Source organism: Odoribacter splanchnicus DSM 20712, assembly GCF_000190535.1.
GTDB classification, from domain to species: domain Bacteria; phylum Bacteroidota; class Bacteroidia; order Bacteroidales; family Marinifilaceae; genus Odoribacter; species Odoribacter splanchnicus.
The window spans coordinates 3,961,689-3,976,879 of the sequence record NC_015160.1 but is presented as its reverse complement, the minus strand read 5'-3'; the positions used below and the strand labels follow the sequence as shown (position 1 = coordinate 3,976,879).

Genomic DNA, 15,191 nt, shown 5'->3' with positions numbered 1-15,191 from the left:
GACCACTTAAACTCAGATCGGTGAAGCCAGCATCCGATCCTAATGAATCAGCCTATCAGCTTCACCGATCTGAGTTCATTTACCTAGGGACATTCAGTAAATACTATAAAATTAGCCAACTAATTCATACATAAAATATTGCGAATTAGTTGGCTTTTTTGTATCTTTAGGTATTCCCCCGCAAATAAGGTTTGGCAGCCAAAACGGGGGAAATACCCTGACTAAGATATGGCTAAGATACAAAATATTTCAGAAATTCACCCTACTTTGGGGTTTACAGAATTTGATATTCTGGAAAGATACCGCAAAAGTTTTCATGAGAGTGAGCTTGGCAGGCTTCATTCGGTATTTCCATTTGAGCATATAGCAAAGACTGTGGGCTTGTCGGACCAGCATCTGGGGCGCAGGAATATATTCAGTCCCTGCGCAAAGATTGCCCTTATGGTCCTGAAGGCATACACCGGATTCTCTGACAGGCAGCTGGTGGAACATCTGAACGGGAACATACACTACCAGATGTTCTGCGGGATTATGATAAATCCGTCCTTCCCCATAACCAACTACAAGATAGTCAGTGCTATCCGCAATGAGATAGCGTCCCGTCTTGATATTGATTCCCTCCAGGAAGTGCTGGCTTCACACTGGAAACCCTATCTTGACAGCCTTCACGTCTGTATGGCCGATGCCACATGCTATGAAAGCCATATGCGTTATCCTACTGACATGAAACTCCTTTGGGAAAGCCTTGAATGGCTCTATAGATATATTTGCAGGCATTGTGTGGAACCTGGCATAAGACGTCCCCGCAACAAATACAGGAATGTAGCGGAGTCCTATCTGTCCTACTGCAAGAAAAGAAAAAGGAAGGCTTCGAGGACAAGAATGCTCAGGCGTCGTATGATCAGGCTTCTTGAAAAGCTCCTCATACAGAGGGATGAGATTCATCGAGAGTACGGAACCTTACTCCGCTATACCCAGGATTACCAGAAACGTCTTCCCATCATCAGAAAGGTTCTTGTACAGGAAAAGGAAATGTTTGTAGGGAAGAAGGTCAGGGACCGCATCGTCAGCATTGACCGTCATTATGTACGTCCCATTGTAAGAGGCAAGGAAACAAAGTCCGTCGAGTTCGGTGCGAAGGTCAACAACATACAGATAGACGGCATATCGTTCATCGAACATCTTTCGTTCAAGGCTTTCAACGAAGGTATACGCCTGAAGGACTGTATCCGCATGCAGCAGAAGCTCATGAATGTGAGGATAAGATGCGTGGCTGCCGATTCCATATATGCCAATAATGCCAACCGAAAGTTCTGTACAAAATATGGAATATCAACATCCTTTGTACGCAAGGGAAGGGCGGCCAGGGATGAATCCTTGAGAAAGGTTCTCAGAAGTGAACTCTCCAAAGAAAGGGCCACCAGGCTTGAAGGCAGCTTCGGCACTCAAAAGCAACATTACTCACTCTCAAGGATAAAGGCACGGAACAGGAAAACGGAAATCCTTTGGATTTTCTTTGGAATACATACGGCAAATGCCATACTGATGATAGATAAGGTCAGGAACAGAGCGCTGAAAGCAGCATGATATGATTTTAACGAAAAAATCAGAAGAGGTCGTCAGACTTCTTCCGGAACGTCATGTCCTGCCTATAAGAGTATATGGGAAAATACAGAAAAATGACAATAAAAATGACATATGAAGTGATTATACTGGGGCATCTTCATATGCCATTGTATTTTATAGGGACATTTACTGAATATCCCTACCTATTTCCGAACGGCCGCCTTATGCTAATTCCACAGGTCTTGTTCGTATTCGAAAATTTCATTTTTTCATCAGGAAAACAACACCTAATGCACATTCCCTTTCCCCCTAACCTATATTTAGCATTCTACGGCAAAAAAGATAAAAAATCACATACACACTTTGATTTCCTCTATTCTTGCATTTTTAACACTCAATATTTTAAATGTTAAATTATTTACAACAATAGTTTCCCCTTCCTGAGGAATACTTTGATTGAAATACAACACCAAACCGGCAAGCGTTTCATACTCTTCACGCTCTTCCAGATCCAGGTGATATTTTTCATTTAAGTAATCCACCTCCAAACGTCCTGAAAAAATATATTCTTGTTCGGAAATCATCACTTCTTTCAAATTGAGGTGATCGTGTTCATCTTCAATCTCTCCGAAAATTTCCTCCATAATATCTTCGATAGTAACGATCCCGGCCGTAATACCGAACTCATCGACGACAACGGCAACACTTTTCTGATCCCGGATAAACAAATTCAACAGCCGTTGTGCAGACATCGTCTCAGGTACGATCAATACCCGGCTCAACGCTTTGGCAATCGTCGGAGGATCTTTGAAAAGAGTCGATATATGAACATAACCGATAATATCGTCGATACTTTCTTTATAAATCAAAATCCGGGACAATCCGGTATCGATAAAGAGTTGGGTCAACTCTTCGATCGAACTGTCGATAGACAAGGCTACGACATCAGGGCGGGGAACGATACACTCCCTCAGCTTCACTTCGGAAAAATCGAGTGCATTCCGAAAAAGTTTGATCTCGTGCATTTCCTCCTCCTGCCGAGCATTGACTTCTCCTTCCTCGATCAGGTTGTTCAAATCTACTTTTCCAAAAGCCCGGTTGGGTTCTTTATGCCCTAATTTCCGTCCGGTAAAAATCCGCAGCAACCATCCTCCTAACCACACCGAAAAATAAGACAACGGAAAAAACAACAGATAAAACAAAAAAACAGGAACAGAAAATAACTTCAAAAACAGATTAGACCGTAAGCGGAATACGGTCTTCGGCAAAAATTCAGCAAAAACCAAAATGATCAGAGTCGAAACGAGGGTCTCGACAAACAGTTCGACCCCGATCGATAAATGTAAAAATTCGAACTGTTTGACCAGCAGATCGGACATAAAAATACCGTAGATCACCATGACGACATTATTACCTACCAATAAAGTCGTAATATACATCCCGGAATGCGAAATGAACAGATCGATGAGAGCCTGAGTGACTCCTTTTTTAGACTTATCGATCTCGATCCGTAATTTATTAGAAGTCAGGAAAGCGATCTCCATTCCCGAAAAGAATGCAGATAACAGAAGACAAATCAATATCACCGAAAGGGTTGCTGTCATTGCTTACGTTGTTGCTTTTCAACTTCGATACTACCTGAAATATTCTCAAACACCGGATGATTCAGATTCTGATCGGAATGGAAGCCGTTATTACCTTCGATAATTTGTCCGTCGGCACTCAACTTGACATAACGGTCGGAATAGATCAATTCTTTTTTCATATCCCAATAGAGTAATTCGGTTTCGAGCTTTTTCCCCTCTGCATTGATTATCACCACTTCATTACGCGCCTCCCAAAGCATTTCATCTTCCAGCTTTTTGGCATATTTCGCTTTAATCGAACCGATCATCTTTCCTGCAGGATCATAAGAAAGTACATGGATTCCTTTCGGAAACTCTTCATATTTTTCTTTTTCCCTATTTACTTTTATGTATTCCGGGGCCAATACCCTGTATTTGATCCGGGCAGAATCGGAATAGACCAATTCCAGGTTTTCACCGGTCATATCGGGACGTTTCTCCCGCTCAGCCAATGCATTGACTTCTTTGATATCATTTTTACATGCTAAAAGCATTATTGCTCCCAGAAGAACAATAATGCTTTTCATATAAAGTATACGTGAAGAAACACTCATTAATATACGACTTACTATTTTCTGAAACGTGCTTTGGTCGATTCGTTGATCCAACTACCGATTTTAACGGTTGCTCCATCGGTAACACTACGGAAGAAAGCCTCGTCTTTACTCGGGAAATGTTGGGAATAAATTCCGATCAATTTATCCGCTTCTTCTGTCATAGCAGGATCCACTTGTTTTGCTTTTTGGAATTTATCGACAGCAGCCCAGAATACGGATGCGTGGTCAAAATCGTCTTCACCGTAATTGGAGGCCGAATTGGCATAGGCTTTTCCGATCAGCATCAATGCGGTTCCGTTGTTCGGATTAAGTTTCAGCACTTCCAGCGCATTAGTCTTAGTCGCCTGATATTGCTTTTTAGCCAATTGCAACTGAGCCATTTTCAGGTAATATTCAGCTTTAGCCTCGTTATCTTCGGATTTCGCGATCGCTTCTTTCAGATAACCTTCGGTTTTATCGAATTCCTGACGTTTCAGGAACATGATAGCCAAGCTATAAGCCGCATCAGCAGTCGGATCCAATTGGTACAATTGCTCAGCTACAGTTGCATATAAAGGCAAATCGACACATTCGCTCCGCCGTAACAGAGAAGCCACCTCTTTCAAGTTAGCGACATCTTCCTTATTGGCTTCGTATTTTGCAGAAAGCAAGTTATTCAAGGTTTCACAATCTGCTACACCGGCATTGAAAAACATAGCATCCACATTCCCCTTCATCGTTTTGAACGCTTCAACCGTTTTGGGTTGTTTGGCATTTTTGATTCCATCATCGATAAAACCGGAAACTTTCATATAAAGAGCGATGTATTCATCTTTCGACAGTTCTCCTTTTTTCAGCAGATCCCCGGCTCCGAAAAACATGGTTTGCACCGTGATCGGGTGAGTTTTATTACCTTCGAGCTCGAATGATTTAGCCAAATAAGAAAAAGCTGTTTTTTTAGTATCATCCCCTCCGAAACGATATAAAGTAGCCCCTTTCTTTCCCAAAATATAACCTTCTCCATACCTTTGATGATCCCCAAAATATTTCGCCCATTGATCATACAACATCATCAAGGTATCCACATAAGTCTTATCTTTTGTCTGCTGATAGATATTGATCAACAGATCTTCCCCTTTGGTATAAGTAAGCATCTGAAACTTGGGAGCGTTATTAAAAACATACCGCCAGGCAGGCAAAGCTTCCTTATAATTTTTTTGTTTAAGAAATTCTGAATAAATAGAAGCATTCTCCAACGTTTTCACACTATCCAGTCCGTATTTGGAGTCGAGTGTCTGCGCACTGACTGCCCCTCCCATAAGACAAATACCGAATGCTAAAGCCACAATCTTTTTCATGATCTTATCTTTTTTAACCGATGTATTTAATGTTTTGTTAGTTACTTATCTAAGCTTACTCTGCAAAAATATCACTATTTTTCTTTTAATATACAGGGAACACCTGTATTTTAGCTAATAGTTCGACTTTTTAACATATTTCAAGATCTCATTCAATCCTACAAAACTAAGATATTTACAAAATAAAATATCCGGAGTCAGATGTCTTTCCAAAAAATGTGCATTTCCCCCCGTAATCAACACATGTCCTTCCGGGTATTGTCCGAGAAAGCATTCTATATACTGTTGTACCTCAAAAAGCATACCAGACATCACGCCATTCCGGATAGCTTCTTCTGTCGACTGTCCTATTCCTCCATAGGTTTCTGTCGGTGTCACCAAAGGCAGGCGGGCTGTAAACCGGTGCAGTCCGTTGAAACGCATTTCCAATCCGGGAGAAATATTTCCTCCCAGAAACACGCCCTCGGCCGAGACATAATTATAAGTGATACAGGTACCCGAATCGATCACCAAGAGGGAAGCCCCCGGGTAATAACTCTTTGCTCCGACACAAATAGCGATCCGGTCGAATCCCAAGGTCTCGGGAGTAGCATATCCGATTTTCAACGGTACCTCCAAAGCAGGCGAAGCTTCCAGCCAGTAATCGGCTTGCTCTTTTATAGCCAGCTGCATTTCGGAATCGATATGACCACTTCCGGTAAGAAATATCCAAACCTTTTCCCCTTTTTCTTTCCATACCCGAATGTCTTCAAGAATCGAATCCAACCGATAGTTTACCCCGATCAGCCGGTCTTCCTGAAAAAAAGCATATTTACTACGGGTATTCCCGATATCGATTACCAAATTCATTGCCTAAAATTCAAATCTCTGATCTATCATCTGTTACCTGCCTCTGTTTTCTCCCACATCTCCCGCACATAACGCGACATTTTCATAATATTCGTAATTTCTGTAAACACGAGCGATAATTTATTATTTTTTTCACTGAACCGGCAAGGCAAAATTTGCAGCTGCACAAACCTCAGTATAGCGGCAAACAAGGCCGACTGATAAAAAGGAGAAGTCTGTTCGCCGACAAAATACATGATCATTTTCCCATTCTTCACCAATAATCTCTCGATCCCTAAATCCATACACCGGCGTCTCATCCTCACAATTTCCATCAATCCGGTCACCTGTGCCGGAATTTCGCCAAAACGGTCTTTCAGCTCTTGCCCGAATTTCTCCAGGCCGGCCTCATCCGGAATATTGTCCAACTCCCGATACAGCCGGATCCTCTCGCTGATATTCTCCACATAGGTATCCGGAATCAATACTTCGAAATCGGATTCGATCACACAATCGGCAACGTAAGCCTGCTTTTGTTCGGTCGGAGGCGTTTCCATTCCAGGGAACTCTTCTTCGCGTAATTCCAGCAGAGCTTCATTCAATATACGCTGATAGGTTTCGTAACCGATTTCAGCAATAAATCCCGACTGTTCCGCTCCCAGGATATTCCCGGCCCCGCGGATATCGAGGTCCTGCATCGCTATATTAAAACCACTTCCTAAACCGCTGAAATCTTCGATCGCTTTCAGCCGGCGCCTGGCATCCGAATTAACCGTATCCAAAGGAGGGGTCAATAAATAACAAAAAGCCTTTTTATTCGAACGTCCCACCCGGCCTCTCAGCTGGTGCAGATCACTAAGCCCATAATTCTGGGCCTGGTTGATGATCATCGTATTGGCATTCGGAATATCCAGCCCCGACTCGATAATAGTCGTAGCGATCAAAACATCGTAATCGCCCCGGACAAAATCATGCATCACTTTTTCAAGTTCTTCGCCTTCCATTTGTCCATGTGCAACACAGGTTTTCACCTGCGGGACAATCCGTTGCAGCATGCCCTGAATATCCCGGATGGTCTCGACCCGGTTGTGGATAAAAAACACCTGACCGTTACGGGCCATTTCATAAAGAATCACCTCTTTGATCAGCTGCTCGTCGAAACGGTGCAATTCCGTTACAATGGGATAACGGTTGGGCGGCGGAGTACGGATAATCGACATATCGCGGGCTCCCATCAATGAAAATTGTAAAGTACGCGGGATCGGAGTCGCCGTCATAGTCAGGGTATCTACATTCAATTTCAGGGTCTTCAGTTTTTCCTTTACCCCGACTCCGAATTTTTGTTCCTCATCGACGATCAACAATCCCAGATCTTTAAATACGACATCTTTGCTGGTCAGCCGATGGGTACCGATTATGATATCTACTTTGCCTTCCTTCAGATCGTTCAGGATTTTCTTAATTTCTCCGGGTTTCTTCATCCGGCTGATATATTCCACCCGACAGGGCATGCCTTCCAGCCGCCTGGAAAAAGTATGGTAATGCTGATAAGCCAAAACAGTCGTCGGCACCAGGACAGCCACCTGTTTGCTATCGGCCACCGCCTTAAAAGCGGCCCGGATTGCAACTTCAGTCTTCCCAAATCCCACATCTCCACAGATCAGGCGGTCCATTACCTGAGGTTTTTCCATATCGGCTTTTACCGCTTCGATCGCTTTTATCTGATCGGGAGTCTCGTCATACATAAACGACACTTCCATTTCTTCCTGCAAATAACTATCTTTAGAAAAAGCAAAAGCAGCTTCTTTCTTGCGGCGGGCATAGAGGGCGATCAACTCCCTTGCAATATCTTTTACCCGGGACTTAGTCTTCTGTTTAAGTTTATTCCAGGCATCTCCTCCTAATTTGTTCACGACAGGAGGAACACCGTCTTTCCCCTTATATTTGGATATTTTATGCAGGGAATGCAATCCGACATACAATTCCGAATTATTCTTATATACCAGCCGGATCGCTTCCTGTTCGTTACCATCGTTGTTGATTTTGACCAGTCCGCCGAATCGTCCGATCCCATGGTCGATATGCACGACATAATCCCCCGGATGCAAATTTTGCAATTCCCCCAGGGTGATCGATTCCCTCCCCTGCCGGATCCGGGTAGTCTGCAGGCGGTATTTATGATAACGATCGAAAATCTGATGTTCCGTATAAACACAAATCTTTTCATTCGAATCCGAAAATCCTTCATGTATTACGCCTTCCAGCCAGGTAAAACCGATTTCGTATCCTTTATCTTTAAAAATATCCCGGATACGCTGGATTTGCATTTCATTGTTCGAACAGATATACAACCGGTAATCGTTGGCCTGGCGGGATTGCAAAGTCTCTGCCAGCAAATCGAAATGCTTGTTGGTCGGAGGCTGAGGTTCACAGGCTACGTCTATCGTTTCTCCCCGGAAATACATATCCGGTCCCCATTCCACCACATGGCAATCTTCGAGATAATTCATCAGTCCTTCGGCAGAAGTGACGAGCTCTTCCCCGGCTTCGGCATATAAAGCTTTCACTTTATCGTGAAGGAACATCCCATTTTTGATCCACCAGACCGGTTTAACAGAGAAATAGGAACTCAAGTCCGTATGTTTAAATCCTCCGGCCTCTGTTTTGCCACTGAGATCAGGAACGATCGATACTTTCCCGGTCTTTTTATCGGATAACTGGGTCTCGATATCGAAAAAACGAATCGATTCGACCTCATCTCCGAAAAAATCTATCCGGACCGGCTGTTCTTCTGCAAAAGAATACACATCCACAATACTCCCCCGGATCGAAAACTGTCCCGGTTCATAGACAAAATCATTCCGTTCGAACCCGTATTCTACCAAAAGATTTTCGACGAAAGAAATCGATAAGGCATCTCCCTGATTCACCACCATCGACATGCGGGAAAGCACTTCCCGGTCGACGACCTTTTCAGCCAATGCTTCCGGATAAGTAATCAAAGTATCGACTTCGCCATTCCGGATATTATTCAGCACTTCGGTACGCACCAGGACCGAATCGTTATCTTTCTCTTCCTCTTTAATCATCCTGCGATAAGAAGAAGGCAAAAAGGCGATTTGTTTTTCATCGGCCAAAGCCAATATATCATTATAAAAATAGGCAGCTTCTTCCCGGTCGTTCAGCACAACGACCCGCAACCCCGGCCGGGTGATACGCATGGCTCCGACAATCAGGGAAGTCACCGAACCGGCATTGTTGACAAGTCTGTATTTCCGGTCACTACGGGTAGTTAACAGCTCCGTTAACTTTTTCACCGCCCGGGCAGAGAGATATTTTTGCAGTAAATCCTTTGTGTTCAATTTTCTTCTAATTGATTTCGACAAAGGTAAAAATAATGTAGCAAAACTTACATAGCAAAAAAATAAAAAGTCAGATTCCCTTAGAAAACAGGATACATCCATACTGTATACAACAAACCTATTGCGGAACAGAATGCGTGATACAGTTACTTCCCATATTACAAATAGGGACAAAAAATACTTGATTTCAATATTTGAAATAATTAAGAATATTTTTTGTTTTTTCTTAAAATTAATATATTTTTGTTATGACAAACAATATTAAACTAAAAAAGAAAAAATAGATGGTTGAAAGACTTTATACCCAACGACTCGTCTTGCTACTTTCTAATATTAATAACAGCTACATTATTAAGCCAAATCATAAGTTTTATTAGTTTTGATCGCTCTAATAATTTTTTACAACAAATGCTTGGCTACAATGTAGAAGCACTGGCACAAGATGAAGGATACAACAAAGGAGATAAACTAAAATCAGTAAGCTGTACATGTCCCAATAACAAATCAGGATTTTCCTTGAAATGCCGTGCCGATGGTAATTTAGAACAGTGTACTCCTACCCGACAAGGCTCAAATGCTTGTTATAAAGTCAAATTTAGCACCAAGCCATTGGATTTGATTTGCGAAGGATCAGGAATTAAACGGGATGCCAATTGCTCTGCAAGAATTACCTTTTTTTGCCGACTCTTTTGAAATACTAAATGATTCGATACTTATTTTTAATGGAGCAGCATTTGAAGACCAAATCATACTTTGGGATTATCGCAATAAAAAACGGATTAACTCATACTTAAAATACACCCCTCATTACAACTGCCGGCCTCTAAAACCATTTACCAAATGCAATAATGAAATATTATGGCAGCGAGAATTTGAACAAATGCTATACAGAGTTACAGAGCAAGAATTAATCCCAGCCCGATACATTGATTTTCAAGAGTTCGCGTATAATGGCAAATTAGAAAAAACACCTCAAGGTATATATTTTCTACAACCGGATATAGCACACATGAATCGTTATTACGAAAATGACAAGTATATCCATTTTATTTTTGAATGTGAAGCTTTAGATGATATGCCGTTTTTGGTCTATTATTTCAAAAAGTCGGGGAAAAAAATCATTTTAAACAATAATCATTATAAAGACGACCTAACCTTTTATCACATAACCCCACCGGCCGTCAATGCATTTACAGTCACCGGAGATCCTGTTTCTGTTTTATATACATCATTTTAACATAAGGAGGCTAATAAGGCAAAAATCCAGACAGGCATTCCTTAAAAAGTATATTTTGGCGAGATACTGTTTCCTGACAGTATCTCGCTGATTTTTATCATTGCTGTCCGGTAAAACTAAAACGAAACCATCAACCGCATCTGCAATTCATGGAAATTCTTATCCATCGGATAATACACATTACTCAAACGGCTGTATTTGTATTCCCCCATCACCTTGATATACTGATTCAGTGTATAGTTCAAACCGACGGTAGCCGCCTGCATTTTACCCCCTCCGATACTCGTCGAGACAGGAGGATAATCCGAAACGACTCCGCCCGGGTAGAAAACATGCTTTCCGATCAGGAAAAAATCTCCTTTATTGATATCGTTGAGATTGACAATGCTATAACGGGCGACGATTTCCAGCGAATTCTTTTCATTCATACCGTCCAGTAAACCGTATTCGTCGTTGTAGGTATAACGGTTGCCCATGATCAGATAGCCGGCTTCTACATAACCACCGTCGAATTTGGTACTGCGGATCGGGTTACCGGCTTTCCAGGCATCCAGCGTCGTCCAACTCCATACTCCTCCCAGTTGATTGGTGAATAATTCAAAATCGGGCCGGTCTTTGTACAAACGTTTATACAGATATTCCCCGCGGACGAACAAACGGTCGGTCTTAAACAAGAGTTCCGGATTCAGATCGAGAATATTCTTAGCCCAGGCGACATCGGCATTCAGAAATTTTGTAGTCGCATCCACATAAGTCTCCATGGCCGACTCTATAGTTACTTCAGTTTTAAAAGCATCGTCATCGACTACCCGTCCGGTATTTATCCGGGAGTAACGCAATCCCAATCCGACATGCAGCGTCATATAATCGTCGTTGATCACCTTATACAACCAACGACCGCTCAGACTAAACCCCTGAAATCCGCTGATCTGATCATTGTATTTATTTTCGGCAAAAATACCCTGATCGGCCAACACCTTCTGATTGAAAAACTTATAAGTAATCCCCAGACTTCGGCCAGGCGCCAAAGCATTGACGACTGCCGGACGGGAAATAAAATGATAGTTATAAAGACTCGTATTGTAAGCCATCGTAGAAGGCTCGCAAAAATAACCGGCTTTCACACTCTGTACCCCCCGGTAATTCTCTTTAAAGTTGTATTGTCCGAAAATATTCTTCTGTTTGAAAGAACCTTTAGAAAAATCGAAATCGGCATAAAAATAGAATTGTTTGTATTTCAATGAAGTACGGATACGTGCATCGGTAATAGCAGCCCCCGATTTCATCGGCGTATATTCGGAATGATAATAAGCTACATCGGTAAACAAACGGCCTCCGGCAGTAAATCTGAGTCCATTGTTCCGATTGACATATTTCAACAGCGGATTGGCCACATCTTCAACCTGAGCCTGAATATTCCCGGACCATAAAAAGATCGCAACCAAAAAGGTGGGGAAAAATATTTGTTTTTTCATCTGATTCATTTTTACAAAGTTTTGAAATTCACCCTAATTAATTATTATCTAAGTATCCCAATTTTCTCAATACTTCCCTTGCATCGACCAGGGTCTGGGAAGCAGGACTCTTCCGCCATCCGTGCGTAATCATATAGTTGATACTCATATCGGAATGGTTGGTAAATAAAGCATCCAAATAGGGAGGATTGAACATTCCGTCGGCTACGCCGAAATTATATTGTCCGAAATACTTCGCCATCTGATCATAGGTATCGAAAGTATAAGGATGGTTTTTCATCTTCGCCCGATGGATCAGGTAATCCTGCCAGGGTTGATCCAATTCAGGATAATCATTAGGGGCCCCCGCGATACACGGTCCGATAAAATGTGCTTTATATTTTACGCCCAGGTTGATAAAAGAAGCATATCCCAGCGGATCGTCATAAGTGAGATCGGTAGCACCGGTCCCTTTCCACAACAGGAAACACATGGGAACTTTGCCCTGGAATACCTCGGCCACCCGGACTAAACTTTCCAAAGAGAAGGTTTGCAGGATCACTTTACCGTTGGTATTTCCTACATTAATCGTCCCGTTGTTGATATAAAAAGGCGTGTCCTCGGGTTCCGGTTTTTCGATAATATTCATATCCTGCGTATTGGCCAGTACATCATACACGATCTGTTCGAATCCTTTGGGATTCAGCCAGGGTTCTTTAAATTCGATATAGATTCCCGGGATATTCTTATTTCCGGCTTCCCATACCGGATCGATTTCATACCCGAAATCATATTTCACGATATCGGCCGTACCGCTCAAGCTGGTAATCGTTTCCCCTGTTTTCCCGACAATGGAGTATTGTCGTGGCATTCCCGGTTGATTGCGGTCCCGGATCAACCGATACCCTTTCGAATACATAATCAGGTCTTCCAGTGTGGAAATATATTGCTTTTCTTTAGCCAATCCGGGCAGGGCTTCTTCGAGATTCTCGTTATTGAACCAACTACCGGCATCGAGCATCAGCAGTTCTTCGTAAGTATAATAAGCCGGTAAGTTAGGAACAAAATTCGCTTCATCCGCTTTTACCTTTTCTTCGGCTTCTGTCTCCGAGTATCCGATTTTCATATAATAATTCTTCCGGATTTCCCGGGGTAGTGTTTCTCCGAAAACCGTTTCGATGTTAGTGGTCCGTTTCAGGTTATCGTCATGTAGTGCCAGTACCACTCCGTCTTTCGACACCTGCATATCGCATTCCAGATAATCCGCACCGATTTCTCTCGCCCACCGATAGGCGGATTCCGTTTCTTCGGGTGTCCAGAAAGTAGAGCCCCGATGTGCAATAACCGCATATTCGGGAACATAGTCGCGCACTTTGATCATTTCAGGAGAAAGCTCATCGACATGTACCCGGTCGACATCCACCTTCACATCATTAAATTTCTGATTTTCACATGACATCGCAGACATACCTAATCCGAATGCCAATGCTACATAAACCCATCTTTTAATCATAGTTGTGATTTTTAAATAAAGTGATTATTGTTTTGCTTGTTTCACTAGATATTGTTCTTCCTTTGCCGTGAATCCAATAAAGATGAACGCCAGGGCACAGGCCACCAATAACACGATAAAATTCCAGTTCCAGCCCAAATTCTGAACAACATATCCCAAACCGATATTAGCAAAGAGGGCGGTCCCGAAGAAATAACCGAAAAATCCGGTAAATCCGGCAGCCGTACCGGCCGCTTTTTTAGGGGCTAAATCCAAAGCATGAACCCCGATCAGCATTACCGGGCCGTAGATCAGAAAACCGATGGCGATCAGACAGATACTGTCCATCAGCGGAGTTTTACTAAATTCCCAATAGACAAAAACAAAAATGGCGACGGCGACCATATAAATCATGGTCGTAATAGCACGTCTCCCCTTGAAGACTTTATCACTCAACCAACCACAGAAAATCGTCCCGGGGATAGCGGCAAATTCATAAGAAAAGTAAGCCCAACCGATCTCTTTGATATCGTAGCCTTTCACCTCTTTCAGATAAGTAGGTGCCCAATCGAGCACTCCATAGCGGACGAGATAGATGAAAGCGTTAGCGATAGCGATATACCACAATATTTTATTACTCAATACATATTTAAAGAAAATTTCTTTGGCTGTCAGTTCCACTTCCGACTGGGCACTATAGTTGGGCGGATAGTCGTTACGGTATTGTTCGATAGGTGGCAGACCACAAGACTGAGGGGTATCGCGGATCAGCAGATAAGCGATCACCACAATGCCCAAAGCGACAATAGCAGGAAACCAGAAGGTACCGGCCTGCCAGGAACCGAACCAGGCCATCCCCACGGCAGCCATCGGTCCGATCAAAGCCCCACCGACATTATGGGCCACATTCCAGATCGACATTTTCGTCCCCCGTTCATGCTGCGAAAACCAGTGTGTCATCACCCGTCCGCTAGGAGGCCAACCCATACCCTGAAACCAACCGATTAAAAACTGCAGGATAAACATCGACACGACAGACGACAATCCGGCCCGGGTACCCAGAATTAAAGTCGTCAAAGCAGACAAAGTCAATCCCAAGGGTAAAAACTTACGGGCACTACTACGGTCAGAGACTCCACCCATTAAAAATTTAGAAAGTCCGTAAGCAATGGCATTCGCTGATATAGCAACTCCTAAAAGTCCCTTATCGAACCCCATTTCCACCAAGTAAGGCATCGCCAGCGCAAAGTTCTTACGAACTAAATAATAACCAGCGTATCCGATAAAAATACCGATAAAAACCTGTACCCGTAAACGTTTGTATGTCGGGTCGATCTGTTCTTTCGGCAATAAGGGCCTATGAGGCTCCGGTCTTAAAAAACTCCACATATTTGTTTATTTTAATATAAAAAATTACCCATCTCCGTCTTTATGGATAAATTTTACGTTATTTAAACTTTTAATGTTTCGTTTTTTACGTAATAAAGAGAAGGAGGTTAAAGTGAAGAAGATTCAGATCGGTCACTGTTTCAATGACAAATGAACGAATGTTTCTGTCATACACCACCGGTCGGGTATTCGGAGAGCCTATGCGGCCCCTCGTTTCTGTTCCAAGGGTCTTCCGGTACAAAACCCGACATCCACCGTTTGCACTACTTGGCAAAAGAAGAATCAATTACAGCACATCTTTGTTATTTTAGATGCCAATATGTTAATTATAATTTTTTTAGGAG

Annotated in this window: 11 protein-coding genes; 3 read left to right on the top strand and 8 right to left on the bottom strand. The window is 42.7% G+C overall.

The window, feature by feature from the left end; genetic code table 11:
• Positions 1-228 precede the first annotated feature (228 nt).
• Positions 229-1,587, top strand: coding sequence for a transposase (locus ODOSP_RS16810; protein WP_013613491.1), 1,359 nt, complete (start codon positions 229-231; stop codon positions 1,585-1,587).
• A gap of 329 nt (positions 1,588-1,916) precedes the next feature.
• On the opposite strand, the gene ODOSP_RS16805 is transcribed toward ODOSP_RS16810, so the two are convergent.
• From ODOSP_RS16805 to mfd, 5 genes are all read right to left on the bottom strand, one after another.
• Complete coding sequence (locus tag ODOSP_RS16805; protein ID WP_013613490.1) at positions 1,917-3,170, bottom strand: hemolysin family protein; 1,254 nt, start codon at positions 3,168-3,170, stop codon at positions 1,917-1,919.
• The gene (gene lptC, locus ODOSP_RS16800; protein WP_228026209.1) at positions 3,167-3,718 is read right to left on the bottom strand and encodes an LPS export ABC transporter periplasmic protein LptC; all 552 of its coding nucleotides are present in this window, start codon (positions 3,716-3,718) and stop codon (positions 3,167-3,169) included. Before lptC ends, ODOSP_RS16805 begins: the two co-directional genes overlap by 4 nt.
• A 41-nt stretch (positions 3,719-3,759) precedes the next feature.
• Positions 3,760-5,085, bottom strand: coding sequence for a tetratricopeptide repeat protein (locus ODOSP_RS16795; protein WP_013613488.1), 1,326 nt, complete (start codon positions 5,083-5,085; stop codon positions 3,760-3,762).
• A 114-nt stretch (positions 5,086-5,199) separates the two neighbouring features.
• On the bottom strand, positions 5,200-5,934 hold the full coding sequence (locus tag ODOSP_RS16790; protein ID WP_013613487.1) for a type III pantothenate kinase: 735 nt from the start codon (positions 5,932-5,934) through the stop codon (positions 5,200-5,202).
• 26 nt (positions 5,935-5,960) lie between these two features.
• Positions 5,961-9,275 (bottom strand): transcription-repair coupling factor, encoded by a 3,315-nt coding sequence (gene mfd, locus ODOSP_RS16785; protein ID WP_013613486.1) that lies wholly within the window; start codon positions 9,273-9,275, stop codon positions 5,961-5,963.
• 288 nt (positions 9,276-9,563) lie between these two features.
• Between mfd and ODOSP_RS19995 the strand changes: the two genes are divergently transcribed.
• On the top strand, positions 9,564-9,968 hold the full coding sequence (locus tag ODOSP_RS19995; protein ID WP_013613485.1) for a hypothetical protein: 405 nt from the start codon (positions 9,564-9,566) through the stop codon (positions 9,966-9,968).
• The gene (locus tag ODOSP_RS16780) at positions 9,922-10,512 is read left to right on the top strand and encodes a 6-bladed beta-propeller (protein WP_013613484.1); all 591 of its coding nucleotides are present in this window, start codon (positions 9,922-9,924) and stop codon (positions 10,510-10,512) included. The genes ODOSP_RS19995 and ODOSP_RS16780 overlap by 47 nt, the downstream gene beginning before the upstream one ends.
• A gap of 116 nt (positions 10,513-10,628) precedes the next feature.
• On the opposite strand, the gene ODOSP_RS16775 is transcribed toward ODOSP_RS16780, so the two are convergent.
• From ODOSP_RS16775 to glpT, 3 genes are read right to left on the bottom strand one after another with little or no spacing between them, the layout of a single operon-like run.
• Positions 10,629-11,987, bottom strand: a complete 1,359-nt coding sequence (locus ODOSP_RS16775) for a porin family protein (RefSeq protein WP_013613483.1) — start codon at positions 11,985-11,987, stop codon at positions 10,629-10,631.
• A gap of 37 nt (positions 11,988-12,024) precedes the next feature.
• Positions 12,025-13,479 (bottom strand): glycerophosphodiester phosphodiesterase family protein, encoded by a 1,455-nt coding sequence (locus tag ODOSP_RS16770; RefSeq protein WP_013613482.1) that lies wholly within the window; start codon positions 13,477-13,479, stop codon positions 12,025-12,027.
• 24 nt (positions 13,480-13,503) lie between these two features.
• Positions 13,504-14,847: a glycerol-3-phosphate transporter gene (glpT, locus tag ODOSP_RS16765; protein WP_013613481.1), complete on the bottom strand. Its 1,344-nt coding sequence runs from the start codon at positions 14,845-14,847 to the stop codon at positions 13,504-13,506.
• Positions 14,848-15,191 lie beyond the last annotated feature (344 nt).